Source organism: Thermodesulfovibrio sp. 3462-1 (assembly GCF_040451425.1).
GTDB lineage: Bacteria > Nitrospirota > Thermodesulfovibrionia > Thermodesulfovibrionales > Thermodesulfovibrionaceae > Thermodesulfovibrio > Thermodesulfovibrio obliviosus.
Genome location: NZ_CP144374.1, coordinates 929,625 through 953,702, shown reverse-complemented (window position 1 = coordinate 953,702; position 24,078 = coordinate 929,625). Strand labels below are relative to the sequence as shown.

At 33.8% G+C, this 24,078-nt stretch carries 21 protein-coding genes, 1 tRNA gene, 1 other RNA gene and 1 pseudogene; 10 read left to right on the top strand and 14 right to left on the bottom strand.

Annotation, left to right across the window (positions count from 1 at the left end; genetic code table 11):
- The first annotated feature begins 5 nt into the window (after nt 1-5).
- The 4 genes from V4D31_RS04845 to V4D31_RS04830 are packed head-to-tail and all read left to right on the top strand — an operon-like array spanning nt 6 to nt 4,079.
- Nucleotides 6-1,382, top strand: a complete 1,377-nt coding sequence (locus V4D31_RS04845; protein ID WP_353685337.1) for an NADH-quinone oxidoreductase subunit N — start codon at nt 6-8, stop codon at nt 1,380-1,382.
- Between the two features lie 60 nt (nt 1,383-1,442).
- Entirely contained in the window at nt 1,443-3,026 is a 1,584-nt protein-coding gene (locus V4D31_RS04840) for a methyl-accepting chemotaxis protein (protein WP_353685336.1), read from the top strand.
- 13 nt (nt 3,027-3,039) lie between these two features.
- Nucleotides 3,040-3,555: a YeeE/YedE thiosulfate transporter family protein gene (locus V4D31_RS04835; RefSeq protein WP_353687087.1), complete on the top strand. Its 516-nt coding sequence runs from the start codon at nt 3,040-3,042 to the stop codon at nt 3,553-3,555.
- Complete coding sequence (locus V4D31_RS04830) at nt 3,552-4,079, top strand: DUF6691 family protein (RefSeq protein ID WP_353685335.1); 528 nt, start codon at nt 3,552-3,554, stop codon at nt 4,077-4,079. The genes V4D31_RS04835 and V4D31_RS04830 overlap by 4 nt, the downstream gene beginning before the upstream one ends.
- Before the next feature lie 34 nt (nt 4,080-4,113).
- Here V4D31_RS04830 and rnr read toward each other — a convergent pair whose 3' ends face one another.
- The 13 genes and pseudogenes from rnr to V4D31_RS04765 all read right to left on the bottom strand — a co-directional run bounded on the left by rnr (nt 4,114) and on the right by V4D31_RS04765 (nt 17,825).
- Nucleotides 4,114-6,189: a ribonuclease R gene (gene rnr / locus V4D31_RS04825; RefSeq protein ID WP_353685334.1), complete on the bottom strand. Its 2,076-nt coding sequence runs from the start codon at nt 6,187-6,189 to the stop codon at nt 4,114-4,116.
- Entirely contained in the window at nt 6,186-6,920 is a 735-nt protein-coding gene (locus V4D31_RS04820) for a RodZ domain-containing protein (RefSeq protein ID WP_353685333.1), read from the bottom strand. Before V4D31_RS04820 ends, rnr begins: the two co-directional genes overlap by 4 nt.
- Nucleotides 6,913-7,506, bottom strand: a complete 594-nt coding sequence (gene recR, locus V4D31_RS04815) for a recombination mediator RecR (protein ID WP_353685332.1) — start codon at nt 7,504-7,506, stop codon at nt 6,913-6,915. Before recR ends, V4D31_RS04820 begins: the two co-directional genes overlap by 8 nt.
- Nucleotides 7,503-7,847, bottom strand: coding sequence for a YbaB/EbfC family nucleoid-associated protein (locus V4D31_RS04810; RefSeq protein ID WP_353685331.1), 345 nt, complete (start codon nt 7,845-7,847; stop codon nt 7,503-7,505). Before V4D31_RS04810 ends, recR begins: the two co-directional genes overlap by 4 nt.
- Complete coding sequence (gene dnaX / locus V4D31_RS04805; RefSeq protein ID WP_353685330.1) at nt 7,840-9,423, bottom strand: DNA polymerase III subunit gamma/tau; 1,584 nt, start codon at nt 9,421-9,423, stop codon at nt 7,840-7,842. Before dnaX ends, V4D31_RS04810 begins: the two co-directional genes overlap by 8 nt.
- A 14-nt stretch (nt 9,424-9,437) precedes the next feature.
- Nucleotides 9,438-9,536, bottom strand: an RNA gene (gene ffs, locus V4D31_RS04800) — signal recognition particle sRNA small type.
- Between the two features lie 142 nt (nt 9,537-9,678).
- Nucleotides 9,679-11,844, bottom strand: a pseudogene (topA, locus tag V4D31_RS04795) (type I DNA topoisomerase); the annotation flags it as partial.
- Nucleotides 11,835-12,110 (bottom strand): hypothetical protein, encoded by a 276-nt coding sequence (locus V4D31_RS04790; RefSeq protein ID WP_353685329.1) that lies wholly within the window; start codon nt 12,108-12,110, stop codon nt 11,835-11,837. The gene V4D31_RS04790 and the pseudogene topA, both read right to left, overlap by 10 nt.
- A complete protein-coding gene (dprA, locus tag V4D31_RS04785; RefSeq protein WP_353685328.1) occupies nt 12,111-13,199 on the bottom strand; it encodes a DNA-processing protein DprA in 1,089 nt (362 codons plus the stop codon). It lies immediately after the preceding gene.
- Entirely contained in the window at nt 13,192-14,373 is a 1,182-nt protein-coding gene (locus V4D31_RS04780) for an argininosuccinate synthase (RefSeq protein ID WP_353685327.1), read from the bottom strand. The genes dprA and V4D31_RS04780 overlap by 8 nt, the downstream gene beginning before the upstream one ends.
- A 15-nt stretch (nt 14,374-14,388) precedes the next feature.
- Complete coding sequence (gene tsaD / locus V4D31_RS04775) at nt 14,389-15,384, bottom strand: tRNA (adenosine(37)-N6)-threonylcarbamoyltransferase complex transferase subunit TsaD (protein WP_353685326.1); 996 nt, start codon at nt 15,382-15,384, stop codon at nt 14,389-14,391.
- A gap of 3 nt (nt 15,385-15,387) precedes the next feature.
- The gene (gene ccsB / locus V4D31_RS04770) at nt 15,388-16,446 is read right to left on the bottom strand and encodes a c-type cytochrome biogenesis protein CcsB (RefSeq protein WP_353685325.1); all 1,059 of its coding nucleotides are present in this window, start codon (nt 16,444-16,446) and stop codon (nt 15,388-15,390) included.
- A complete protein-coding gene (locus V4D31_RS04765; RefSeq protein ID WP_353685324.1) occupies nt 16,443-17,825 on the bottom strand; it encodes a cytochrome c biogenesis protein ResB in 1,383 nt (460 codons plus the stop codon). Before V4D31_RS04765 ends, ccsB begins: the two co-directional genes overlap by 4 nt.
- 59 nt (nt 17,826-17,884) lie before the next feature.
- Between V4D31_RS04765 and V4D31_RS04760 the strand changes: the two genes are divergently transcribed.
- The 6 genes from V4D31_RS04760 (at nt 17,885) to V4D31_RS04735 (ending at nt 21,905) form a co-directional block, all read left to right on the top strand.
- On the top strand, nt 17,885-18,280 hold the full coding sequence (locus V4D31_RS04760) for a thioredoxin family protein (protein WP_353685323.1): 396 nt from the start codon (nt 17,885-17,887) through the stop codon (nt 18,278-18,280).
- Nucleotides 18,281-18,371: 91 nt separating this feature from the next.
- A complete protein-coding gene (locus tag V4D31_RS04755; RefSeq protein WP_353685322.1) occupies nt 18,372-20,372 on the top strand; it encodes a cytochrome c family protein in 2,001 nt (666 codons plus the stop codon).
- Entirely contained in the window at nt 20,372-21,004 is a 633-nt protein-coding gene (locus tag V4D31_RS04750) for a cytochrome b/b6 domain-containing protein (RefSeq protein ID WP_353685321.1), read from the top strand. Before V4D31_RS04755 ends, V4D31_RS04750 begins: the two co-directional genes overlap by 1 nt.
- Before the next feature lie 36 nt (nt 21,005-21,040).
- Complete coding sequence (locus V4D31_RS04745) at nt 21,041-21,415, top strand: cytochrome c3 family protein (protein WP_353685320.1); 375 nt, start codon at nt 21,041-21,043, stop codon at nt 21,413-21,415.
- Nucleotides 21,416-21,475: 60 nt separating this feature from the next.
- Complete coding sequence (locus V4D31_RS04740; RefSeq protein ID WP_353685319.1) at nt 21,476-21,793, top strand: hypothetical protein; 318 nt, start codon at nt 21,476-21,478, stop codon at nt 21,791-21,793.
- Nucleotides 21,794-21,814: 21 nt separating this feature from the next.
- Nucleotides 21,815-21,905 (top strand) — tRNA-Ser (locus tag V4D31_RS04735).
- A gap of 115 nt (nt 21,906-22,020) precedes the next feature.
- On the opposite strand, the gene V4D31_RS04730 is transcribed toward V4D31_RS04735, so the two are convergent.
- Entirely contained in the window at nt 22,021-24,003 is a 1,983-nt protein-coding gene (locus tag V4D31_RS04730) for a cation:proton antiporter (protein ID WP_353685318.1), read from the bottom strand.
- Between the last annotated feature and the right edge of the window lie 75 nt (nt 24,004-24,078).

Below are 24,078 nucleotides of genomic sequence, written 5' to 3'. Positions count from 1 at the left end.
GCAGAATGGATCAATATTTGCCACTTTTGCCAGAGATAGTTTTCACCATACTTTTCCTCATCTACTTTGTGATAGGCTTATTTATAAAAAATAGATACATAACAGGCATCATGGTAATGACAATTTCACTTATCACCTCTTTTATTTTATTCAGTGATTATGGCACTGCTTTTAACAATATGTTTGTTGCAGACAACTTAAGTCAAGGACTGAAGTTAGTCTTCCTTTTGAGTCTTTTTCTGTGCACCTTAATTTCTCTGAGATATGAAAAGATCAAGAATGAAATCTTTTATGAGTACTCTCTACTTATGCTTTTAAGCACACTTGCCATGATGCTTATTGTTTCATCAAAGGATTTTATTCCTCTTTTTCTCTCAGTGGAGTTTATGTCGCTTTGTGTATATCTTCTTTCAGGATTTGTTCTTTCTGATTTGAAGTCCAATGAAGCTTCATTGAAGTATTATGTTCTGGGAAGCTTTGCATCAGCCATATTTCTTTTTGGGATAGCAGCCATTTATGGAGTAACTGGAACAACCACTTTTTACAGTATAGCGAATTTTTTGAAAAATAATTCAGATATAACAATTTATCACTACATGGGAACAATGGCAATAATAACAGCTCTTGCTTTTAAAGCAGGTTGCGCTCCCTTTCATCAGTGGTCACCAGATGTTTATGAGGGCGCACCAACAACAATCACGGCTTTTATGTCAGTTAGTCCTAAGGCTGCAGCAGTGGGTGCATTAGGGAGGATAGTTTTTGAAGCATTCAGTGGAAATGTTCAACTCTGGCTCGCACCTCTTGTTTTTATTGCAATTCTTACAATGGCAACAGGAAACATTCTTGCTTTAAGACAGAATAACATTAAAAGACTCCTTGCATACTCCTCTATAGCCCATGCTGGATATGTAATGCTGGCAGTAATTGCCTGCTCACAGGAAGGATTGAACTCAATAGTTTTCTACATGATGGTTTATGCTTTCATGAATATTGGAGCTTTTGCAGTTGTTTTAGCTCTACCTGAAGGTGAAAAAATAGAAGGATACAGAGGAATTTCAAATTTTAATCTATCTCTGGCTCTCTGTATGCTTGCTTTTCTCTTTTCCCTTTCGGGCATTCCACCTTTTGGAGGATTTATTGCAAAGTTTTTAGTTTTTAAGTCTGTGATTCATTCCGGCTATATCTGGGTTGCTCTTGTTGGAATTATATTTAGTATACTTTCAGCATACTACTATCTGAGAATAGCTGTAAAAATGTTTTTTTTAAATGCACAGCAGCAAATACAGTTTGAATACCTTATTCCTTCCAATTTAAAAGTGGCAATAGCTTTAAATGCAGCCGTCATCCTGATTACAGGAATAATTCCTAATGTTATTATGTAAACTTTTTTTTTGACAATTTTAATGGTATAATTAATAAATTTTATAAATTGGAGGTAAAAAATGAATGTAAAAAGATTGCTTCAGTTTATCAATATTATGATTCTGATAGTCCTTGCAGGACTCTTTATTTTATCCTATTTTAATGAACGAGGATTTCAACAGAGAATAGAAAAACTTACGAAGAAGGATTTAAATATTCTTATTGCCCTCAATGATATGTATGCTCTGGGACTTCAAACAGGACAGGCAACAAGAAATGTATTTATAAATCCAAAGGATGAAACCGCAAAGAAAAACTATCAAAATGCTCATCAAAACTTTATGAAAGCAAATGAAGAGGCTATTAAACTTACAACAGGAGAATTTCAGTCAGAGTTAAAGAAAATAGCCCAGCTATGGCAACAGGACCATGCAAAGAAAATGGAAATCCAGCAACTTGCTGTTGAAGGTAAGAAGGATGAGGCAGCGCAAAAAATTGTTGAGGAAACTAAGTTGTGGAGAGAAATAAAAGATTTAATTTTTAAATTGACAGAATCTCATAAAAAAGAATTTGAAAAATTAAATCAGGAAGTTGCAAGTGTGAGAAAGAGAGACTCCATAATTTATTCAGCTGTATTATTCATTTCTCTGCTTGGATTAAGTTTTTTGCTTTATTATTCCTACAGAGCCTATAAAAGGAATATGTCCTCTGCTCTCAGTTGTTTTACAAAACTTGAGCAGGGTGACCTTAGAGAGGAAAAATCAGAAGCTTGTGATTTAATTGGAGAAATATATCAAAAAATTGTTGGAAGTCTGAGAGGGACAATTGGAAGAATTAGAGATATCGTAAAAAATACAAACAATATTGTAAATTCTCTTTCCAGTGAAACAGATAACTTGGAGAAAAATTCCCATGAGCAACTCTCTCGCATTGACCACATGGCATCAGCTTCCACAGAGATTTCGCAGACAATAATTGACGTTGCTAAAAATGCGGCTTCTGCCTCTGAATCAGCCAAACAGGCAAATGAGACTGCCCAAAAAGGTAAGACAACTGTTGAAAAGGCAGCAAATGCCATGATTGAAATTGCCAGATCCATTAAATCTGCAGCAGTCACAATTGAAGAGCTTGGTCAGAGTTCACAGGAAATTGGAGAAATTGTTTTAACAATAAAAGATATTGCGGATCAGACAAATCTGCTTGCTTTGAATGCAGCTATTGAGGCTGCAAGAGCAGGAGAACAGGGTAGGGGCTTTGCTGTGGTTGCCGATGAGGTTCGCAAACTTGCTGAGAGAACTGCAAAGGCTACAGAAGAAATTGCTGAAAAAATAAGAAACATTCAATCAAGATCCAATGCCTCTGTTGATGCAATGAATCAAAGCAGTAAACAGGCAGAGGGAGGAGTTTCTCTTGCCAATAATGCTATGAAAGCTCTTGATGAGATTGTGTCTGCTACGGCAGTCGCTATGGATATGATTCAGAGAATTGCTGCTGCTACAGAAGAGCTTTCTGCAACAAGTGAGGAGATTGCGAATAATATGGAAACCATAAAAATAAATATTGACAGTACAGTAAAAATGATTGAGGCAGTGAGAACAATTTCAAAAAAGCTTTATGAAGAGGTAAAGAATCTTGATGAAACTGTAGAGTACTTTAAAATTTAATAAGAGGTCTATGATGAGTTCATCAAACAAAGCATGGAATCCTTATTTAACAGGAGCTTTAAGCGGGCTTGTATCAATTCTTTCCGTCTGGATATCTGGACATTTTCTTGGTGCATCAACAACCTTTGTAAGAATGGCAGGTGCAATAGAAAGTCTGTTTCTACCAAAGAGAGTAGAAGAAATGGATTATTTTTCAGCTTTTCCTCCCCAGATAGATTGGCAGGTTATGTTTTTAGCAGGAATTTTTATAGGTTCTTTAGTTGCCGCGGTTATTTCAAAAGATTTTAATATCAGATGGGTACCTGAGATGTGGCAAAATAGATTTGGAGCGAACCCTTTTAAACGAGCTGTGGTGGCATTTTTTGGAGGAATGATTACAATGTTTGGAGCAAGACTTGCAGGTGGTTGAACAAGTGGGCATGGGCTGAGCAGTTCTGTTCAGCTTGCAGTTGTAGGATATATTGCTATAATTTGCTTTTTTATAGGTGGAATAATTAGTGCAAAAATACTCTATGGAGGTAAAAAATGACATCTTTAATATATGGACTCATTACAGGAATTTTATTTGGTTTTTTACTTCAAAGAGCTCATGTAATCAGATATGATATGCAACTTGGAGCATTAAGATTAAAAAATATGACAATTGTTAAATTTATGCTTTCACATATAATTGTTGCCATGATAGGAATACATCTTTTAAGTGACTTGGGGTTAATCACATTTTCTGTAAGAACAACAATTCTGGGCAGTGCCATTGCAGGAGGACTTATTTTTGGTCTTGGATGGGGGCTTATTGGTTACTGTCCTGGTACTTCAATTGCAGCTGTTGCCGAAGGAAGAATGGATGCGCTCTGGGGAATATTGGGCATGATAACAGGAGCAGCAATTTTTGCTGAAGTTTTTCCATACTTAAAGGATAATATCATGTCATGGGGTGATCTTGGAAAAATTACTTTATCCAGTTTGCTTGGTTTGAATCATTGGATTATAATTATTTTATTTGCGATAGGTAGTCTTATTCTTTTTAAGTGGTTTGAAAAAAGAGGGCTTTAATTTTATTTGTATGAGATAATTAGAGAGGCTTTATTTATAGGAGCTCAAAAATTATTTCTCTTTCTTCAATGCTGACTTTTGAGAGGATTACTTTAAGTGGAGTTCCAATTGTAAATTTTCTTTTTCTTTTAAATCCTGTTAAACAGTATCTTTTATCGTCAAACTGATAAAAATCATCAGTCATGTAAGAGACAGGCAAAAATCCTTCAATATAGTAGTCCTCAAGTCTGACTCGTAAACCTTCAGGCGTAACCATTGTAACTCTTCCTTCAAACTCTTCTCCAATTTTGTCTTTCATAAACCATGCTCTCATTATCTCGATAGCATCTCTTTCAACATCATCAGCTCTTCTTTCCATTCTTGAACTATATATTGCTATGTCAGGCAAAATTTTCTCAAGCTCTTTTTTTCTTTCTTTTGATATTTTTCCTTTTTTTAAAAATTCTTTTAAGATTCTATGAACAACCAGATCAGGATATCTTCTTATTGGAGATGTAAAATGGGTATAACACTCTGAGGCTAATCCAAAGTGTCCTACATTTTCTGGACTGTAGCGAGCCTGTTTTAGACTTCTTAAAATTAAGTAGTTTACTATTTCTTCATAGGGTGTTTCTTTAACAACTTCAATAAACTCATGGAACTCAGAAGGTTTTAAATCTTCCTTTAAAATTCCTAAATTTTTAATAATTTTTGTAAGATATTGAATTTTATTAGTCTCAGGTTCTTCATGAACACGGTAAAGACACGGAACATCTTTAGAATATAAAAACTCTGCTACTGCTTCATTGGCTGCTATCATGAATTCTTCAATAATAAAATGGGCAAGATTTCTTTCAGCTTTTATTATTCCCATAGGATCTCCTTTTATGTCCAGTAAAACTTCTGGTTCAGGAAGGTCAAAATCAAGGCTACCTCTTTTTTTCCTTTTGCTTTTAAGTATTTCGCATAATTCAGCCATTTTTTCAAAGTGAGGAACAAGGGCTTTATATTTTTTGATTTCTTCACTGTCTCTATCAATTAGAATTTTTTTAACTGAAGTATAGGTCATTCTTTCCATTGTCTGTATTATACTTGGATAAAAAAGACTTTGTTTCCTTTCACCTAACTTATTGAAATGCATTTCAACTGTAAATGTAAGTCTTGGAGTTTTTGGAAGTAAACTGCAGAGATTTTCACTTAATTCATGAGGAAGCATTGGTATTACTCTATCTGGTAAATAAACGCTGGTTCCTCTTTTTCTTGCCTCAATATCTAATGGAGAGTCCCATTTTACATAGTGACTTACATCTGCAATATGAACCCATAGTATAAAACCATTTCTTGTTTTTTTTATTGATACAGCATCGTCAAAATCTTTTGCATTTTCTCCATCTATTGTTACAGTGGGAAGTTCCCTGAGGTCTACCCTATTTTTAAACTCTGTTTTTGAGATGCCTTTCAAAAAAAGCTTTTCTGAAGCATTAACAACATCTTTTGGAAACTTTTTTGGTAATTCATATTCATATATGAGTATTTCTAAGTCTTCCCGAGGAGTTTTAGGTTTTTCAAAAACTTTAACTATTTTTGCAACCATAGGTTGATAAGTTGTGATTTCAGCAAGAACAATATCTCCTGGTTTAATTTTAATGTCTCCTGGAGCAACAACAATTTGTTGGCTTATATTTTTCTTTCTTGGTTGAATATAAAAAATCTGGCCTGATTTTTCAATTTTACCAACAATTTTTTTAACAGCTCTTTCAATAATTCTTATTATTCTTCCTTCTCTTTTTCTGCTTTGTTCAAGCCTTGCAATTACTCTGTCTGCATGCATTGCTCCCATTGTGGCATGAGGAGGTATAAATATATCTCTTTCTTTAGGAGAATCAGGAATTACAAAACCAAATCCATTTCTATGAGATTCAAAAAATCCAGTTACTAATTTTGCCTCTTTTATGGGCAGGTAAAGTCCTTTTCTATTTCTTAAAATTTTTCCCTGTACAAGAAGTTCTTTAAGCGTGTATTTTAATTTTTTTCTTTCTGAAGCTTTAAGCCCGAAGGCGTCTGATATTTCTTTAAAACTTAAAGGTTTTCCAGATTTTTTAATAAATTCTAAAATGCTTTCCCCTTTCAATCTTTCTCCTGTGGCAGATTAAGATATACTACCTGGCCTGTCTCTCCAAGTTTTCCAAGCTCTTTATCATTAAATAAAATTTTAACTCCCCCAGCATTCCCTATATGAAGTTTAAATGATTTATTAGCGTGAAGTTCTATTTTTTGCCCTGGATTAAGAAGAAATTCTTTTTTTTCTTTATCATCTATTGTGATTCTCATCCACACCTTATCGGTAGCTTCAATTTCGAGTTTTTGTTTATTTGCAGAAAGTTCTTGTTTTGGCTCAGTTTTTTCAATTTTTTCTTCAACTTTTGGTATTTCTGACATTGTTTGCTGGGTTACTGGTGGAGGAGGTAGGGTAGGTTCTTTTTTTTCAAACTGGATAAGTAAAATTGTTATAAAAATAACAGTAAAGATAATTCCTGCGGTTATGCTCCAGTTAGGTAATTTTTTTAAAAAAGTTGACTTTTTCTCTAAAGATTCCTTAGCTATTGTAGGTTCAATCTTAATTACAGTCTGTTTTTTTGATTTAAGATATTCATCATAATCTTTTAAGATCAGAGAAGCGTCAAGCCCAAGACTCTGAGCATAGGTTTTAATATATGCTCTTGTGTATAACTCAATAGGTAATTCATCAAATTTGCCTTTTTCTATTAACTGAAGGTAAGATTTTTTGATTTTCGTTTCTTCAGCAATTTGCTCCAGTGTTTTTCCGAGCTCTAATCTTCTTTTTTTTAATTCTTCATACATTCAGAGGCTTCCTTCCTTCCAAAGCCTTTGACAATGTTACTTCATCTGCAAACTCAATGTCAATACCTATTGGAAGTCCATAGGCAATTCTTGAAATTTTAATGTTGTATTTTTTTAGAAGATCAGCAATCCATTGAGCTGTAAGCTCTCCTTTGGTATTCGGGCTTGTTGAAATTATTACTTCCTTTATTTGTCCTGTTTTAACTCTATCTTCAAGCTCTTTTATTTTCAACTTATCCGGAGTTAATCCATCAACAGGTGATATGTTTCCTCCAAGAACATGATATGTTCCTTTATATCCAGTTTTTTCAAATAAAATTATGTTGCTTGGTTCTTCCACAACACAGATTATTGAGTGGTCTCTTTCAGGATTACTGCATATATTACACTTTTCATTTTCTGTTATGTTAAAGCAAACAGGACAGTATCTGGCTTTTTTTCTCAGATTTATAATTGCTTCGGCAATTTGAATGGCTTGTTCTTCAGGCATGCTCATTATAAAAAAAGCAAGCCTCTGCGCAGTCTTTCTTCCAATCCCTGGAAGTTTACAGAGATTATCAATAAGTTTTTCTATGGGATTGCTCATAGTTTACCAAAAAGACTGCTTAAATCAGGCATTCCTGGAAGATTAAAAGGCATTGAAACTTTAGCCATCTCAGCCTGAGCAAGCTCATGGGCTCTTTTTAATGCTTCATTTACAGCAGCAATAACCAGATCTTCAAGCATTTCCACATCCTGAGGATTTACAACTTCTTTATCAATTTTTATTGAAATAATTTCTCCAGCTCCATTTGCTTGAGCAATAACCATTCCTCCGCCTGCACTTGCTTCAACTGTCATATTTTTTATTTCTTCCTGTTTTTTCTGAATCTGTTCCTGAATTTTCTGTGCCTGTCTCATTATCTCACCAAACATTTTCTTAGACATTTTCTCCTCCTTTTTTAGGTATTATATTAAATATTCTTCCTTCAAAAAGTTGTAAAGTCTTTTTAACAAGAGGATGATTAATTATTTCTTCTGTTAAATTTTCTTTTGACTTCTGCGTATTTAAATCTTTCAGAGTTTTTATAGTTATCTTACCATCAAATCCTGATTCTTTCAATAAATTTTGAATGTCTGTAAGATTTTCCTTTACAGAATCAGCATACAGAGAAGCACCACCGTTGTAAATCAATTGGATTTCATCATTTTCAAAATTAACTTTAGCATGCCTAATTTTCATGGCAAGTAAATGATTGTGAGCTTCAAGTTTTTCAAGAAATTTTTGCCAGATTGCTTCTTTGGTCTGAGATGTGATTTTCTGAGAAGTTTGTGTTTCCTCGGGTGAATGCTTTATATATTGAATCAAAGATTTTTGAGGCTTTATATTTTCCAGAGAAGCGTAAGATTTTCTAACTTCTTTTATAGCTTCGTCAATATTTTTGAAGTAAGACAGAAAACTTAGCTTAAGAAGGGTTATTTCAAAAATAATTCTCGGGAAAAAGGAATTTTTTATTGCAAATTCAGAATTAATTAATTCCTTAAGCAGAAGCACCAGATGTTCTTCAGATGTTTTTTTGCTTAGATTTTCAATTAATTCCGACTCTGATTCAGTTATATATAATTTGAAATTTTTTGTAATTTTACTGACAAGAGTATTTCTCAGAAATTGGATTAAATCAGTGGTCAGCCGCTTGAAATCAGTGCCAGTGCTGTTGAGTTCTTCTACTTTTAAGACAATTTTTTCTTTATCACCATCAATTAAGGCTTCAGTTAGTTCGTAAAGTATTTTTATATCAGTTCCACCAATTAATAAATTTACATCCTCCTGCGTTATTTTATCTGTAAATGATGTTACCTGATCAAGCAGTGTTAAAGCATCTCTCATACTTCCCTCAGCATTTGACGCTATAGTGTAGAGCGCTTCTTCTGTGATATCTATGTTTTCTTTCTTGCAAATAAACTGGAGTCTCTGTTTTATTAAATTAACCGGAATTCTTCTGAATTGAAGATGCTGACATCTACTTAGAACAGTGAGAGGAATTTTCCTTGGCTCAGTTGTTGCCAGAACAAATACCACATGGGGAGGTGGTTCTTCCAGTGTTTTTAAGAAAGCATTAAAGGCTGATTGGCTGAGCATATGAGCTTCATCAATTATGTAAACTTTATAAACTCCTTCTACAGAAGCATACCTGATATTTTCTCTTAAATCCCTTATATTTTCCACTGAAGTATGAGATGCAGCATCTATTTCTATCACACTCATTGCTCTGCCTTCTTTTATAGCAGTGCAAGAGGGGCATTTGTCACAGGGTTTGTTTTGAGAGTCCATGCAGTTTAGTGCTTTAGCAAGAATTCTTGCTGTTGATGTTTTACCAACTCCTTTAGGCCCTGAAAAAATATAGGCATGAGAAATTTTGCCTGTTTTTAATGAATTTTCAAGTATCTTTACAACCACTTCTTGGCCTGTAAGGTCAGAGAATTTTTGAGGTCTATATTTTCTTGCCAGCCCCAGATATGCCATTTTTAATCCTTAAAAAGGGACCGACTTCCTGCGGCACACAGAAAAGAATGCTTACCGTTGCTTCCTTCCGGACCTGGCGGGGTTCACATCTTTCTGTTGCGCAGGGCCGGTCCCAGCTGAGTTTTCATTTATTTTTATTTTACCTTTACAGGCTTTGTTATGGCAAATTAAAAATTCTTCACCCTTTTTATTTTTCTTTTTTAACATATACGGAGACTTACATTCTGGACATTCCACTGAAATCGGTTCAGTAGGGAGTGTGAATTTACATTCCGGATAATTAGAACAAGCCCAAAAACTTCTTCCTTTTTTAGTCTGTTTTTTTAAAATATCTCCACCACATTCAGGACATTTTATTCCAGCAGTGATTGATTGAGTATGTTTGCATTCTGGATATCTTGAGCAAGCAATAAATTCTCCTCTTTTACCGTTTCTAATAACAAGTGGAGCTCCGCACTGTGGACATATTTTGTCTGTAGGTTTGGTCTCTTTGTGGTTTTCATTATTGTTCAATGATCTGGTGTTTTTGCATTGAGGATAGCCAGAACATGCTAAAAATGGTAAGCCTTTGCTCCATCTTATAACCATGTCTTTACCACATTTTTCGCATTTTACTGCTGTCTTAATTGTTTTTGGTTTTGTTCTTTTGCCAATTTTTAAAGCTTCTTCAAGATCTTTTTTAAACTCTTTATAAAATTCTTCAATGACTTTATCCCATTTCACTTCATTTAGAGAAATTTTATCAAGGTTTTCTTCCATTTTTGCGGTAAAATTGTAATCCATAAGCTCAGGAAATTTTTCTTCAAGCAGGTCATTTACAACAAAACCAAGATATGTAGGATAAAGCCTTGTCTTGAGTTTTTTTACATATCCTCTTTCCTGAATTGTACTTAGTATTGTTGCATAGGTAGAGGGTCTGCCAATGCCTTTTTCTTCAAGAGCTTTAACAAGTGTTGCTTCTGTGTATCTTGGTGGAGGCTCTGTTGTATGTTTTTCTGATTCAATTTCAATAAGCTTTAGTTGAGTTTTTTCTTCCATCAAAGGTAATAAATTATCCTGTTCAGTTTCTTCATCTTTATAGAGCATGAGAAATCCCGGGAAAACAACAACTGAACCACTTGCTCTGAATTGTACAATATTCATTGAACTTTGAATATTAAATTTTGAATCATCCGAATAATGTATGGTGTCTTCAATTATGTATGTGGTTTGCTCAATCACTGCTTCTGCCATCTGGCTTGCGAGAAATCTATCCCAGATTAGTTTATACAAAGCATACTGCTCTTTTGTAAGATATTTTTTAACGACTGCCGGGGCTTTGTCAGGATAAGTAGGCCTTATGCATTCATGGGCATCCTGTATTGGAGTTGTTCTTTTCTTAATTTGTTTGCCTTTATCTGTGCCTACAAATTCTTTACCAAAGGTTTCCTCAATAATTTTTTTTGCCCATTTTTGTGCTTCCTCGGCAACCCTTACAGAGTCAGTTCTCATATATGTAATAAGTCCAACTCTGCTTCCTTCTATATCAATTCCCTCATATAGCTGTTGAGCAAGCATCATTGTTTTCTTAGGAGAAAAACCAAGTATTGTAGAAGCCTGTTGCTGAAGCGTTGCTGTTCTGAAAGGTTCAGGCGGATTTTTCTTTTTTCTTTTCTTTTCAACCCTATTAAGTGAATAGGTTAATGTCTTAAGTTCCTGAAGAATTCTCTTGGCATCTTCTTCTGTAGTAATCAAAAATTTAGCTTTTTCATCTGTTCTGTCAACAACAAGTTTGCCTTTATATTTATATAAATTTGCATTAAGTTGTTTTTCGCCATTGTCAAATTTACCATGTATGGTCCAGTAATCCACAGGTTGAAATTTAAGAATCTCTTTTTCTCTCTCAACAACCATTCGTAAAGCAACGGATTGAACTCTTCCAGCAGACAGTCCTTTTTTAACTTTTTTCCAAAGCATTGGACTTAGATTGTAACCCACAAGTCTGTCAAGAATTCTTCTTGCCTGTTGAGAATATACCTTGTTTAAATCTATTTTTGATGGATGTTCAATTGCTGTTTTTACTGCATTCGGAGTAATTTCATGAAATATGGCTCTATAAACTTTTTCTTCAGGGATTTTTATTTCTTCTCGGATGTGATAGGCTATGGCTTCTCCTTCTCTGTCAGGGTCTGTAGCTATGAAAATTTTTTGAGCTTTTTTTGCAGACTCTCTGAGTTCTTTTACAATCTTTTCTTTACCAGGAATTATAATGTATTCAGGTTGAAATCCTCTTTCAATATCAATGCCAAGCCTGTCCTCTGGAAGATCTTTAATGTGTCCAATAGATGCTTTTACCTCAAAATCTTTTCCAACAATTTTATTAATTGTTTTTGCCTTTGCAGGTGATTCAACAATTATAAGATTTTTTCCTTTCAGTTCCATACTATCTGTTTTCCTTTGCTGAAAATAAAGCTGTATATATCATCTTCATGGAGGTCTGTTTCTTTCATTAATAAATAAGCAAGCAAAGCTCTAATCATATCAATTTCTTCACGATCAAGAAGTTCGCTTCCTTCAATAAAATTAAGCTCTTCTTTAATTTGATGTAAATCAATGTCCATAAGAGACAGATCCTTTAAAGTGTCCTCATTATAATCATTGTCAATTAATTGTCTTGCAAGAACTCTCAAAAAATCAAGAAGCTTCATCTAAATCCTCCTCATAAATTTTCCTTCTGCCTTAATGATTAATCTCTTTATTTCAAGTTTAAGAAGTATCTCAAGAACCTTGGTTATTTTTATGCCTGTTTTTAAAACAACTTCGTCTGCTGTTAAAGGTTCTTCCAGTATATTAAATACAGTTTTTTCATCATCGTCAAGTGCAACCGTTTCAGTTTCACTCTTCTTTTTTAATAATGGAATAAAATGAGATAGTTCTTCAAGTATGTCTTCAATTTTTGTAACAACTTTTGCGCCTTTTTGTATTAAGTAATTTGTGCCTTCGGAGTTTTTTGATGTAATATTTCCTGGAACAGCAAAAACTTCTCTTCCCTGTTCCAGAGCTAAAGATGCAGTTATCAAAGCACCAGAGTTTATTGCAGCTTCTGTAACAACTGTGCCAATGGATATTCCGCTTATTATTCTGTTTCTTTTTGGAAAGTTCTCCTTTTTCGGTCCTTCTTCAGGATAAAATTCGCTCAAAATCGCACCATTTTGTATAATTTTCTCTGCCAGTGTTTTATTCTCCGATGGATAGATATATAAAACTCCGCTTCCCAGAACAGCAATGGTTCTACCACCCTGAGACAGTGCTGCTCTGTGAGCAACTGAATCAATTCCTCTTGCAAGTCCACTTACAATGGTTATTCCAAAGGATGCAAGCTCAGAGGCTAATCGATCTGTTACTCTTCTGCCATACTCGCTTAAATTTCTTGAACCCACGATTGCTAATCCAAGATGATCTTCAGGTTTTATCTCTCCTTTGCAGAATAAAACCACAGGGGGGTCATAGATTTCCTTTAAAAGCCCTGGATATTGGGCAGCATTAAATGGGTAAATTTTTATTTCTCTTTTTTCGCAGAGTTTCATTGTTCTGTCTATCTCATTCCAGTTGTTAAATTCTTTTATTCTTTTAGCTCTTTCTATACCTATTCCTTCAACCTCAGCAAGTTCTTCAATACTTGAACTAAAAATCTTTTTTGCAGAGTTAAATTTTTTAAAAAGCCTTTTTACCAGAACAGGACCCAGATCTTTTATTTCATTTAAAGCAAGACAGAATCTTGTTTCTTCATTAAACATTTTTTAACATTCTTAGTCTCAGTGCATTGATTTTTATAAATCCTTCAGCATCTTTCTGGTTGTAGACCTGGTCTTTTTCAAAAGTTGCCAATTCCTTGTTATAAAGAGAGTAGGGAGATTTTCTTCCAGCAACAATGCAGTTGCCTTTGTATAGCTTTAGTCTCACTGTGCCTGTAACATTTTTTTGGATTTCATCAATCAATTTTTGCAAAGCCATTCTTTCAGGTGAAAACCAGTATCCATAATAAATAAGCTCTGCATATCTTGGAATTAGACTATCTCTTAGATGCATTAATTCTCTGTCCATTGTTATTGATTCAATTGCCTTGTGAGCAATGTGTAAAACTGTTCCAGCAGGAGTTTCATAAACTCCCCTTGATTTTATACCAACATAGCGATTCTCCACAATATCTATTCTGCCAATTCCATTTTCTCCAGCGATTTTGTTGAGTTTTTGAAATAGCTCTGTACCTGACAGTCTTTCTCCGTTTAATGCAACTGGATTGCCTTCTTCATATTCTATTTCAATATAAGTTGGTTTATCATGAGCCTTTTCAGGAGGTATTACCATTGTATACATATCTTCTGGCGGTTCTCTCCAGGGGTCTTCAAGTATTCCTCCTTCATAGCTTATGTGAAAAAGATTTCTATCAATACTGTAAGGCTTTTCCTTTGTTGCCTGAACAGGAATGTTATGTCGTTGGGCATATTCAATGAGTGAGCTACGGGAGTCAAACTCCCATTCACGCCATGGTGCAATTACTTTTATGTCAGGCTTCAAAGCATAATAGGTCAATTCAAATCTTACTTGATCGTTTCCTTTTCCTGTAGCTCCATGAGCTACTGCTTCGGCTTTTTCTTTTATTGCAATTTCAATCTGTTTTTTTGCTATAAGAGGTCTTGCAATAGATGTTCCCATAAGATAACCTGTTTCATATACTGCATTCGCTCTTAACATAGGAAATATGTATTCTTTTACGAATTCTTCTTTTAAATCTTCAATGTAAACATTTGATGCACCTGTTTTTAGAGCTTTTTGAGCAATTTCATCAAAATTTTCTTCCTGTCCGATGTCAGCGCAAAAAGCAATCACTTGAGCATTGTACTTTTCTTTTAACCATTTAATAGCAACTGAAGTGTCCAGTCCTCCTGAATATGCAAGAATAATTTTCATTATTTTTCCTCCTTTTTATAATGGTAAATAAGCTCTTGCATTAAGATAAAGATCAGATTTTTCACCTCTAAGAAATCTATGGTATCCTGCAACAGCTATCATTGCAGCATTATCTGTGCAAAGAGATTTTGAAGGAAGATAAATCTCTAATCCTTCAATCATTTTAGCTCTCTTTCTTAATTCACTGTTTGCAGCCACTCCTCCTGTTATAACAACCCTTTTTAATTTTTCCATAGATGCTGCCCATTTTATTTTTTCAATTAATACATCAATAACACAGCACTGAAAGGCAGCTGATATATCCTTTTTTACATCATCGGGAACTTTTCCTTCTTCATATCCAAGATTTTTTAAAAGAAGCTTAACTGCAGTTTTTAATCCACTGAAGCTAAAATCCAGACTTCCATGCAAATAGGGTCTTGGAAGATTAAATTTTTCTGGATTACCTTCATTTGCCATCGAATCAATTACAGGTCCACCTGGATATCCAACTCCAAGCATTTTTGCTACCTTATCATAGGCTTCTCCTGCTGCATCATCACGAGTTCTTCCAAGTTCTTTATATTTGCCAAAATCATCTACTCTGTAAAGGCTTGTATGGCCTCCTGATACAATAAGAGTTAGAAAAGGGAAATCAGGATAAAGTTTTTCAAGAAAAATCGCCTGAATGTGTCCTTCAAGATGATTTACGCCAATCAGAGATTTTCTCGATGCATAGCTTAATGCTTTTGCAAAGCATAGTCCAACTAAAAGAGAGCCAATAAGCCCAGGACCATGACAGACAGCAATTAATTCAATATCTTTCATGGTTAGATTTGCTTCATTAATAGCTTTTTCTGTAACATCCCATATACATTCAATGTGTTTACGTGAGGCTATTTCAGGCACAATCCCTCCGTATTTACTGTGAAACTTAATTTGAGAAGAAACAACATTGCTTAAGATCTTTCTATCCTCTAACACTGCCACTGATGTATCGTCACAGGATGTATCAATTCCAAGCACAATCATGAATTACATGCTTCCGTAAGAGTGTAATCCACTTAAGAATAAATTTACTCCAAGATAGGTAAAAATAGTTACAATAAAGCCAATTACTGCTATCATTGAAATTTTTGTTCCCTTCCATCCTCTTATAAATTTTGCATGAAGATAAAAGGCATAAACAAACCATGTTATCAATGACCATGTTTCCTTAGGATCCCATCCCCAGTATCTTCCCCATGCTTGATCAGCCCATATAGCACCAAAAACCAAGCCTCCAATGGTAAATATAGGGAAACCAAAGGCAATTCCTTTATAGGTAACATCTTCAAGAAATTCTGGAGTAATTTTTAAACTTTTAAGGATTTTTATCAAAAAGTCGCTAAATTTCCAGAAAATAAAAATCATTGCTATTAATGCTATCCAGCTAAAAATAGAAATTACAATTGAAGAATTTCCCAGAGTTGAATGAAAGATTTTAACTGATTTAGGATTTGATGCTGAGACAACATCAAATATTATTGATAAAAACATAAAAAGCATGAAGCCTAAAATTGAAGTTGAAAAAATGTATTTAAAAGATTTTTTATTTTTTGTTTCCATTATTACATGAAGAAGACCAGTTATAAAGCTTATTCCAAAAGCAGCATAGGCAATAAAACTTAATGTAACATGTGCGAGCAGCCAGTTACTTTTCAAAGCAGGAACAAGGGGCTGAACTTCCTTAGTGATTCCGAGCACATCTGTAAGTCCAATAGTAATTCCAGCAACAATGGAAACAAAAACTCCAAAGCTTCTGTTTTTATACTTCCACTCAATAAAAAGATAACCTAAGACCATACACAAAACAAAAAAAACCAGACTTTCATATAGATTTGTTACTGGAATGCTTCTCATAATTGAGTGATTTATCACATACATTTCTTTAAATCTCTGAATAAATCCATAAATGTGAATGAGAGCACCTGTAGAAAGCATACCCGTTGCAGCAAAGCCTACCTTTTTATTTTTTGTGAGTAAATACACAATATAAATGGGCATTGCAATAATATAAAAAAGTCCTGCAATAGAGATTATTTGATAGCTCATCTTTCGTCTCCTTCCAATTTGTTTATCATTTCATCAATTTGTTTTTCAACCATTCCTTTTGATGTAGGGGCATAAAAAGTTATCTCATTTTTCTTTACTACTGCAAAGTAATTAACGGGTCTTAAAAAAAGGCAGATAAAAAGTCCGACACACATTAAAATTGAGCCTATGTATATAAGAGGAACTCCAGGGTCTCGTCTTACCTGTAGCCCTGTAAATTGGGCACCCCATAGTTCGTTAAATTTTAATTTTCCATAAGGAGTCTGCCATGTCTCAGGAATTTTTTTAAGTATCCATTGTTGTGTTTTTTTACCATTTTCTTCAAAACTTACAAGTACAGCAGGATTAATCATCTCAGAGCTCATATTAAAAAGCCTGCCTTCTTCGTCTATTCCTAAGGCAGGAGAAAAATCTATAACAGAGGCAGTAACTGAGGTCTCAGGAATTCTAAATTTTTCTTCAAAATGTGCTTTAATGTTGTGTTCTTTTCCTGTTTTATCAAAATAAGTAAATCTAAACTCAGCGTGTTCTGTTGGTTGAAATCCATAGCTTGCCTGATAAAAGGTAATTCCATTGTAGGTAAAAGGATGGTTTACTTCTATAACGGTGTTTTCCTTAACAGGTTTACCATTTTCAATAATTCTGATATAGCTTTTATAAGCTTTTGGTATACCAGAGTTTTCGTAGTATTCAACTTCAAATTTATCGCACCTCACCTCAAAACCAAGTGGAATAGTCTTTCCTTCATCAGAAATTGCAAAGTTTAGTCCTGTTCCTTCAACTATGTTCATAGAACCTCTAAATCCAAAAAAAGTTCCTATTAAAGCTCCGGCAAGAATTATCAGGATGCTTAAATGAGTTAAGTATACTGCCAGTCTTGTTTTGGTCCATTTTTTTGCCTGGAGTTGAAATCCTTCCTGAGTTTCAAAAAAATATGTTGAAAATCCTTTATTCTTAAAGAGTTCTTTAATTTTCTCCAGTATTCTATCATCCTTTATTTTTATTGTCTTTTTTATTGGCATTTTATCCAGTACCTGTACAGGATAAGGCTGGGGCTGCACTTTAAAAGATTTTATAAGAGCAGGTAGTCTGTCAATTGAACAGACAATCAGGTTTAAAGCAAACATAAATAGTAAAAAGGTAAACCACCAGCTGTGATAAACATTATTAAGGTCAAAAAGGCTAATTATTTCGTAAGTTTTATGAGCAGATGAAATTGACATGAATTTAGAGAAAAATTTAATAACAGGCTCAGGCTCAATGCTTTGAGGAATAACTGTCCCAATTGCAGCTCCAACTGAAATAATAATAAATAAAGCTACTGCAAGGTCAACAGAAGCAAAGAAATTCCACACTTTTTCATTTACTCTGTTAAGCATTTTTCCTCCAATTCAAGTTCCTAATTGATTAATTTATCACAGTTGTGATATATTTTTCTATGACATATTTAAAAAAAATTATTATTTTTGCTTCAGTGCTTTTACTTTTTTTATCTGCTTCATCTGCATATTGTAAAGAAAAAAAACCAGTTATCCTTTATCTTTTCTGGGCTGAAGGATGTCCACATTGTGCTAAAGAAAAATTGTTTCTCTCTGATTTAAAGAAAAAATATCCATTACTTCAAGTTAAAGATTATGAAATTTCCCTTCCGGGTTCAATAGGACTTCTCCAAACAATGTCAAAAGCTTACAATATAACTCCAAGAGGAGTTCCTGTTACATTTATTGGTAATAAGGCATTAATTGGGTTTTCAGAAAAAATTGCCTTCCAGATTGAAGAAATTGTAAAACATTGCCTTAAAAATACCTGCGAAGATCCTCTTTATAAAAAATAATTATCGTTTATTCTAAAATTTTTTATAAATATTGATATTCTCTTTCTATTGTGGTATAATGTTTCAAACTTTATAAAACAAGGAGTGAGGGATGAGAGGAATATTAATCGGGAGTGTTATTATTCTGTGTTTTTTGATTTCCTATTTTATTCCGGTAAAAGATGCAGTTTCTGATGATGTAAAATCCTGTTTGCGATGTCATGGAATGAAAACACTATCGAAACAATTAGAAAATGGGCAATCCCTTTCTCTTTATATTGATGGTGCTAAATTTGAAAAATCTGTTCATGGAGCTATGGATTGCTCCTCCTGTCATCCAGATATTACATTAAAGAATCATCCAAAACCAAAGAAAATAGCAGATAAAAAAGTTTATACAAAGGAATTTTCAAAAAATTGTCTTATCTGTCATCCTCAGGATTCTTTAACTAAACCTAAAATGCACGGAGAAGTTGTGAAAAAGGGTGAGATTTTATGTGCAGAATGTCATGGTTCTCACTATATTAACTCCATAAAAGAATGGAAAAATAAAGCATCTTTTAATGATTACTGTTTAACCTGCCATCAGTTTAATATGACTAAGACTCTGCCAAATAAAGAAAAGATTTCTCTTAAAGTAAATGAACAAGAGATTAAAAACTCTGTTCATGGTAAATTTCAGTGTCTGGTCTGCCATGCTGATTTTTCAAAAGTAAAACATCCTGTTTACAACTATAAAAGTAAAACAGAATACAGAACACAAATGACCGCTATTTGCACAAAATGCCATACTGACAAAGAACTTCAGAAAAATCCTGCTCATTATGCTCTAACTAAAACAGCTTCCTGCATTGAATGTCATGGTTATCATGGAGTAAAACCAGTTAAGACTGTCAAGTCCCTCCCTGAAAATCAATATTGTTTAAAATGTCACAGCAGCAGTATTGTTATGAAGATGAAAAATGGAGAAACTCTGTCAGTTCAGGTAAAGGAAGGTGATCTTTTAAGTTCTGTCCATAAAAAATTAAAATGCACAGATTGCCATAAAGAATTTTCCACAACCCAGCATCCTGTAAGAAACTTTGACTCCGTTAAAGATTATAGGGCAAAGGCAAAAGATGTTTGTAACAACTGCCATCAGGAGGCAGTTAAAAAATATGATATGAGCATTCATGCAGAAGCACTTAAAAAAGGGAATCAACAATCTCCTGATTGTCTTAAATGTCATGGTTATCATAAAGTAGCATTAATTACAAAAGACAAAAATGCAAGTTCTGAACTCTGTATAAAGTGCCATTCCGAATCAGGCCAGGCATTCAAAGCAAGTGTTCACCAGAAAGCTATTAATGATGGCAAACAGAATGCTCCAAACTGTGCTTCCTGTCACAATTCCCATGATGTTTTGCCAACGAATATAGCAAAACTTGGAGATTCCTGTACTAAATGCCATAAAGATGTTAAAACAAGCCATAATAAATGGCTTTGGAATCCTCCTCTAAGGCTCACCACATTTGTAGATGCTCATTTTAATTCCGCCTCCTGCGTTGGCTGTCATACAAATGTTAATAAAGCAATTTATCTTACACTTTTTGATAGAGCTAAGACCAAGCCATTAACAGAATCTGAAGTTGCCAGGATTTTCGGTATTGATATAAAAGATGTTAAAGGGAAAGTTGATTACAACAATGATGGAAAAATTGGGCAGAAAGAACTCTGGCAGTTTATGTCTACAATAAAAGCAAAATCAAATGCGAATCTTTCAGGCAGAATTGATGTTTTAAATCCCAGTGATGCCCATAAGATAGAACCAAAATCAAAAGCTATAAAAGATTGTGCAGCATGTCATAATCCAGCAGCTACCTTTGCTGCAAAGCTTGAAATTAACAGGGAAGGTGAAAAGTCTATTAAATTTGCCCTTGACAGTAAAGCATTAAACTCAGTTTATGCAATACCGAATATCAAGGACTTTTATGTACTGGCATTAACGAAAATAAAAATCCTTGATATCTTATTCTTTATTGCCTTATTGGGTGGAATAGCGATTCCTGTAGGGCATATAACTCTTAGAATCTTAACCGCACCAATTAGAAGAAAAAGAAGGGAGGGTAAATAATGAAAAAGATATATCTTCATCCATTACCAGTTAGAATCTGGCATTGGATAAATGCCATAGGTTTTATAGTACTTATACTTACTGGAGCTCAAATAAGATTTGTTGATTCAATGGGACTTATGAGTTTTGAAACAGCTGTTCAGATTCATAGCTGGCTTGGTTTTATATTGCTTGCAAACTATTTTATCTGGCTTCTTTATTATCTTTTTTCAGGAAAACTATTCAAAATATACATTCCACCATTCTGGAAGCCAGTAGAGTTCATAAAAAATTCAATAAAGCAGGCAAAATATTATGGATATGGAATTATGGTAGGTGATGAAAATCCTCATCATCCAATACCTGAAAACAAATTTAATCCTTTGCAACAGGTTTCTTATTTAATGATTATGGTAGTATTAATTCCTCTACAGATTATTACAGGATTGATTTTATGGGATCCTCAACTTTTTGGTTCATTAGCCAAAATTATTGGAGGACTCCAGATTGCGACATTGATTCACACAGGATTATGGATATTCTTTAGCGCCTTTATAATTGTTCACTTCTATCTTGCTACCCTGGGACATACACCGATGGCGCATATTAAGGCAATGTTTACAGGTTATGAAGAAGAACATGAGGAGCACTGATAAAAAAAGCATGAAACTGAAAGGAGGTGAATAAGATTGAAGTCTAAAAAAGGGTTAATAGTTCTAACTGCTGTTGTTTTTTTATTTGCAATCTCTTTTGTATATGCTCAGCCTCAGGATGTATACGACTTAAAAATTGAAGGTGGCAAGCTTTCTCCTGTTAAATTCAGTCATGGAAAACATTCAACTGACTACAAGGTAGACTGTAAAGTATGTCATCACAAGGAAGCAGATCCAAAGGTAAAAGCTCAAAAGTGTACAGATTGTCACGATCCAGCAGAAGCTAAAAACGGAGCTCCAAAAGCTATGGATGCCTATCATAAGACCTGCATTGACTGTCACAAAAAAGCAGTTGAAGAAGGAAAAGCAGCACCAACTAAAAAATGTAACGAGTGTCACAAAAAAAGTTAATTTAATTTTATATTTCTTTGTAAGCCGGGGATTTCCCGGCTTTTTTATTGAGGTAAGAATATGGAAAAATTTAAAAAATTCATTGGAAAGCCTTTTAAGCTGGAAGTCCTTAAAAATGAAAATGTTTTACAAAATAGCTCAATTTGCTGTCAAAATCTTCCTGATAAAATAGAAGAATTTGAGGAGATTGAATTTTTAGTAGATGATATAGTTATGTGCGTTGCTGTGCTTGAAGGGAAAATCAAAAGAATAATGCTCGTTAAAGTAAATAAAGAAGCACCTGATGAGTGCACACCTCTTACAAAGGAAGAGCTTGAAGCTTTTCTTAAAAAAAATGAAGAAAAACTTTTAAAATTTTTTGAAAATATAACTAATTAAATGCTAAAATAATAAAGCTCTGGAGAGGTGCCGGAGTGGCCGAACGGGCGCGACTGGAAATCGCGTGTGGGGTCTAAAAGCTCCACCGAGGGTTCAAATCCCTCCCTCTCCGTATTATGAAAATTCTTGGTAAGAACATGGCATGGTTATTGCAAACAGAAAGGATAAATTTAATTCTCCCGAAAGAGAACAAAAAAATATTTTAAAGTTTCATAAAATAAGAAATTTCATTTTCTCTGAAAAAAGCTCATAGCTTCGATTAACTGTTTTTTGTTGCCTACATAGATTATTATATCTCCTTCCTTTAGTATAAAATCAGCCTGTGGATTTAAAATTGTTTCCTCTCCTCGCTGCACTGCAATTACTGTAACTTTTGCCTCTTGCCTTAAATTAAGAGATTTTAATGAATGCCCAATAAGCCATGAATCTTTTTCAACAAGAAAACTATCCATCTCCAGTCCTTCAAAAACAATACACTCAATTCCTGAGCGTGTCTTTGATATATCTGGAAGACGTAAAATTTCATATCCTTCTGCTCTGATTTTTTCTATCATCTGTAGTATTTGATTTCTTGGCACTCCAAAACGATGGAGCACTCTTGCAAAAATTTCCAAAGATGTCTCAAACTCTTCAGGAATAACTTCATCTGCTCCGAGTTTCGTAAGTTCTTCAATTTCTGTTATAAATCTCGTTCTTACAATTGTGTGAATTTTTTGATTTAATGTTTTGGCAATCTGAACGATTTTTCTTGTTGACACAGGATCAGATATGGCAATCATAAGAATTTTTGCCCTGTGAATTCCCAATTTATGCAAAATCTCTGGACTTGTTCCGTCGCCATAATAAATAGGCTCTCCCTTCTTTTTCATTTTTCTTACAGTATCAGGATTAAGTTCTAAAATAACATAGGGTATATTAGTTTCTTTTAAAACCCTTGCAAGATTTCTTCCATTTAAACCAAAACCTATAATTATCACATGATTGGATTTCCTTACAACAATTTCTTTTCCTTTTATTTTTTGTGTCTTTTCAAGTGCTTTGAATGGTTCTTTACTTATTAAATAATTGATTGCAGATGGAGAATATCTTATGATCAGAGGAGTAAATAACATTGTTATTACAGAAGCAGCGATAAAATTTTGATAATCATTTTCATTTAATAATCCCATTATTTTTCCTGTAAATGCAAGGATAAAGGAAAATTCTCCAATTTGAGAAAGTGCTAAGGCAGAAGTTAAGCATATCTTAAGAGAGCGAAGGAAAAAGTAAATGATAAGAGCAATGCTTAAAGCTTTAGAAAAAAAAATCCCTCCAACAAGAAATGCTAACTCTGAAATATTATTTGTAATATAAGTGACATTTAAAAGCATTCCAATGGAGATAAAGAATATGCCTGAAAAAGTCTCCTTAAAAGGTAAAATGTCAGACACAGCCTGAGCTGAATATTCAGACTCTGAAATAACTACACCTGCTAAAAAAGCTCCAAGTGCAAGGGAAAGTCCTAATTTTGATGTAAAGAAAGCTGTTCCAAGACAGATTGAAATAATTGCAATTATAAAAAGTTCTCTGCTTCGTGTTTTTACAACTTCATGAAGAATAAAGGGAACAGCTATTCTTGAAAAAAGGAAAATAACAGTGAGTATAATAAAAGCCTTTAAGATAATTCCAAAAAACATATAAAAACTTCCATCTTCAGCAGAAAGCATCTGCGTAAAAAGCATAAGTGGGACTACACAAAGATCCTGGAAAAGAAGAATTCCAAGAGAAATTTTTCCATGTGGTGAATTTAGTTCTCCTCTATCAGAAAGAAGCTTCATAACAATAGCAGTACTGCTTAAAGCAACAATAAAGCCATAAAAAAGGGATAAATTTAAAGCTGTATTTAAAACAATTTGACTTATGATACTTACTACAATTATTGTAAACAAAACTTGAAGGCTTCCAAATAAAAAGACCTCTTTTTTTAACGAAAATAATTTCGGGATAGAAAATTCCACGCCAATGGTAAACATCAAAAGAATCACACCGATTTCAGCAATTAACTCAACCTGTTGAGGCTCCTTTATAAGTGCCATTCCATGTGGACCTATTATTGTGCCTGCAATAAGAAAACCTACAATTGCTGGAATTTTGAATTTTCCAAGAACATAAATGATTAAACCAGAAATACCAAAAATAATAAGTATTGCCTGTAAAAATTCATAAATCATTTTTATATTATGCTTAATTTTTTAAAGTCTTTCAAATTGTTAAGTTTGAAAATCACACATTCTTGCCTGTTATAA

Excerpts from the sequence above, each read along its gene's own strand:
- V4D31_RS04840 (WP_353685336.1), top strand. The coding sequence starts at position 1,443 with ATGAATGTAAAAAGATTGCTTCAGTTTATCAATATTATGATTCTGATA.
- V4D31_RS04765 (WP_353685324.1), bottom strand. The coding sequence starts at position 17,825 with ATGCTTAACAGAGTAAATGAAAAAGTGTGGAATTTCTTTGCTTCTGTT.
- V4D31_RS04780 (WP_353685327.1), bottom strand. The coding sequence starts at position 14,373 with ATGAAAATTATTCTTGCATATTCAGGAGGACTGGACACTTCAGTTGCT.
- V4D31_RS04810 (WP_353685331.1), bottom strand. The coding sequence starts at position 7,847 with ATGTCTAAGAAAATGTTTGGTGAGATAATGAGACAGGCACAGAAAATT.
- V4D31_RS04845 (WP_353685337.1), top strand. The coding sequence starts at position 6 with ATGGATCAATATTTGCCACTTTTGCCAGAGATAGTTTTCACCATACTT.
- tsaD (WP_353685326.1), bottom strand. The coding sequence starts at position 15,384 with ATGATTGTGCTTGGAATTGATACATCCTGTGACGATACATCAGTGGCA.
- V4D31_RS04820 (WP_353685333.1), bottom strand. The coding sequence starts at position 6,920 with ATGTATGAAGAATTAAAAAAAAGAAGATTAGAGCTCGGAAAAACACTG.
- dnaX (WP_353685330.1), bottom strand. The coding sequence starts at position 9,423 with ATGGCATATCTGGGGCTGGCAAGAAAATATAGACCTCAAAAATTCTCT.
- dprA (WP_353685328.1), bottom strand. The coding sequence starts at position 13,199 with ATGTTTAATGAAGAAACAAGATTCTGTCTTGCTTTAAATGAAATAAAA.
- V4D31_RS04740 (WP_353685319.1), top strand. The coding sequence starts at position 21,476 with ATGGAAAAATTTAAAAAATTCATTGGAAAGCCTTTTAAGCTGGAAGTC.
- recR (WP_353685332.1), bottom strand. The coding sequence starts at position 7,506 with ATGAGCAATCCCATAGAAAAACTTATTGATAATCTCTGTAAACTTCCA.
- V4D31_RS04750 (WP_353685321.1), top strand. The coding sequence starts at position 20,372 with ATGAAAAAGATATATCTTCATCCATTACCAGTTAGAATCTGGCATTGG.
- V4D31_RS04830 (WP_353685335.1), top strand. The coding sequence starts at position 3,552 with ATGACATCTTTAATATATGGACTCATTACAGGAATTTTATTTGGTTTT.
- V4D31_RS04755 (WP_353685322.1), top strand. The coding sequence starts at position 18,372 with ATGAGAGGAATATTAATCGGGAGTGTTATTATTCTGTGTTTTTTGATT.
- ccsB (WP_353685325.1), bottom strand. The coding sequence starts at position 16,446 with ATGAGCTATCAAATAATCTCTATTGCAGGACTTTTTTATATTATTGCA.
- V4D31_RS04790 (WP_353685329.1), bottom strand. The coding sequence starts at position 12,110 with ATGAAGCTTCTTGATTTTTTGAGAGTTCTTGCAAGACAATTAATTGAC.
- V4D31_RS04730 (WP_353685318.1), bottom strand. The coding sequence starts at position 24,003 with ATGATTTATGAATTTTTACAGGCAATACTTATTATTTTTGGTATTTCT.
- V4D31_RS04760 (WP_353685323.1), top strand. The coding sequence starts at position 17,885 with ATGACATATTTAAAAAAAATTATTATTTTTGCTTCAGTGCTTTTACTT.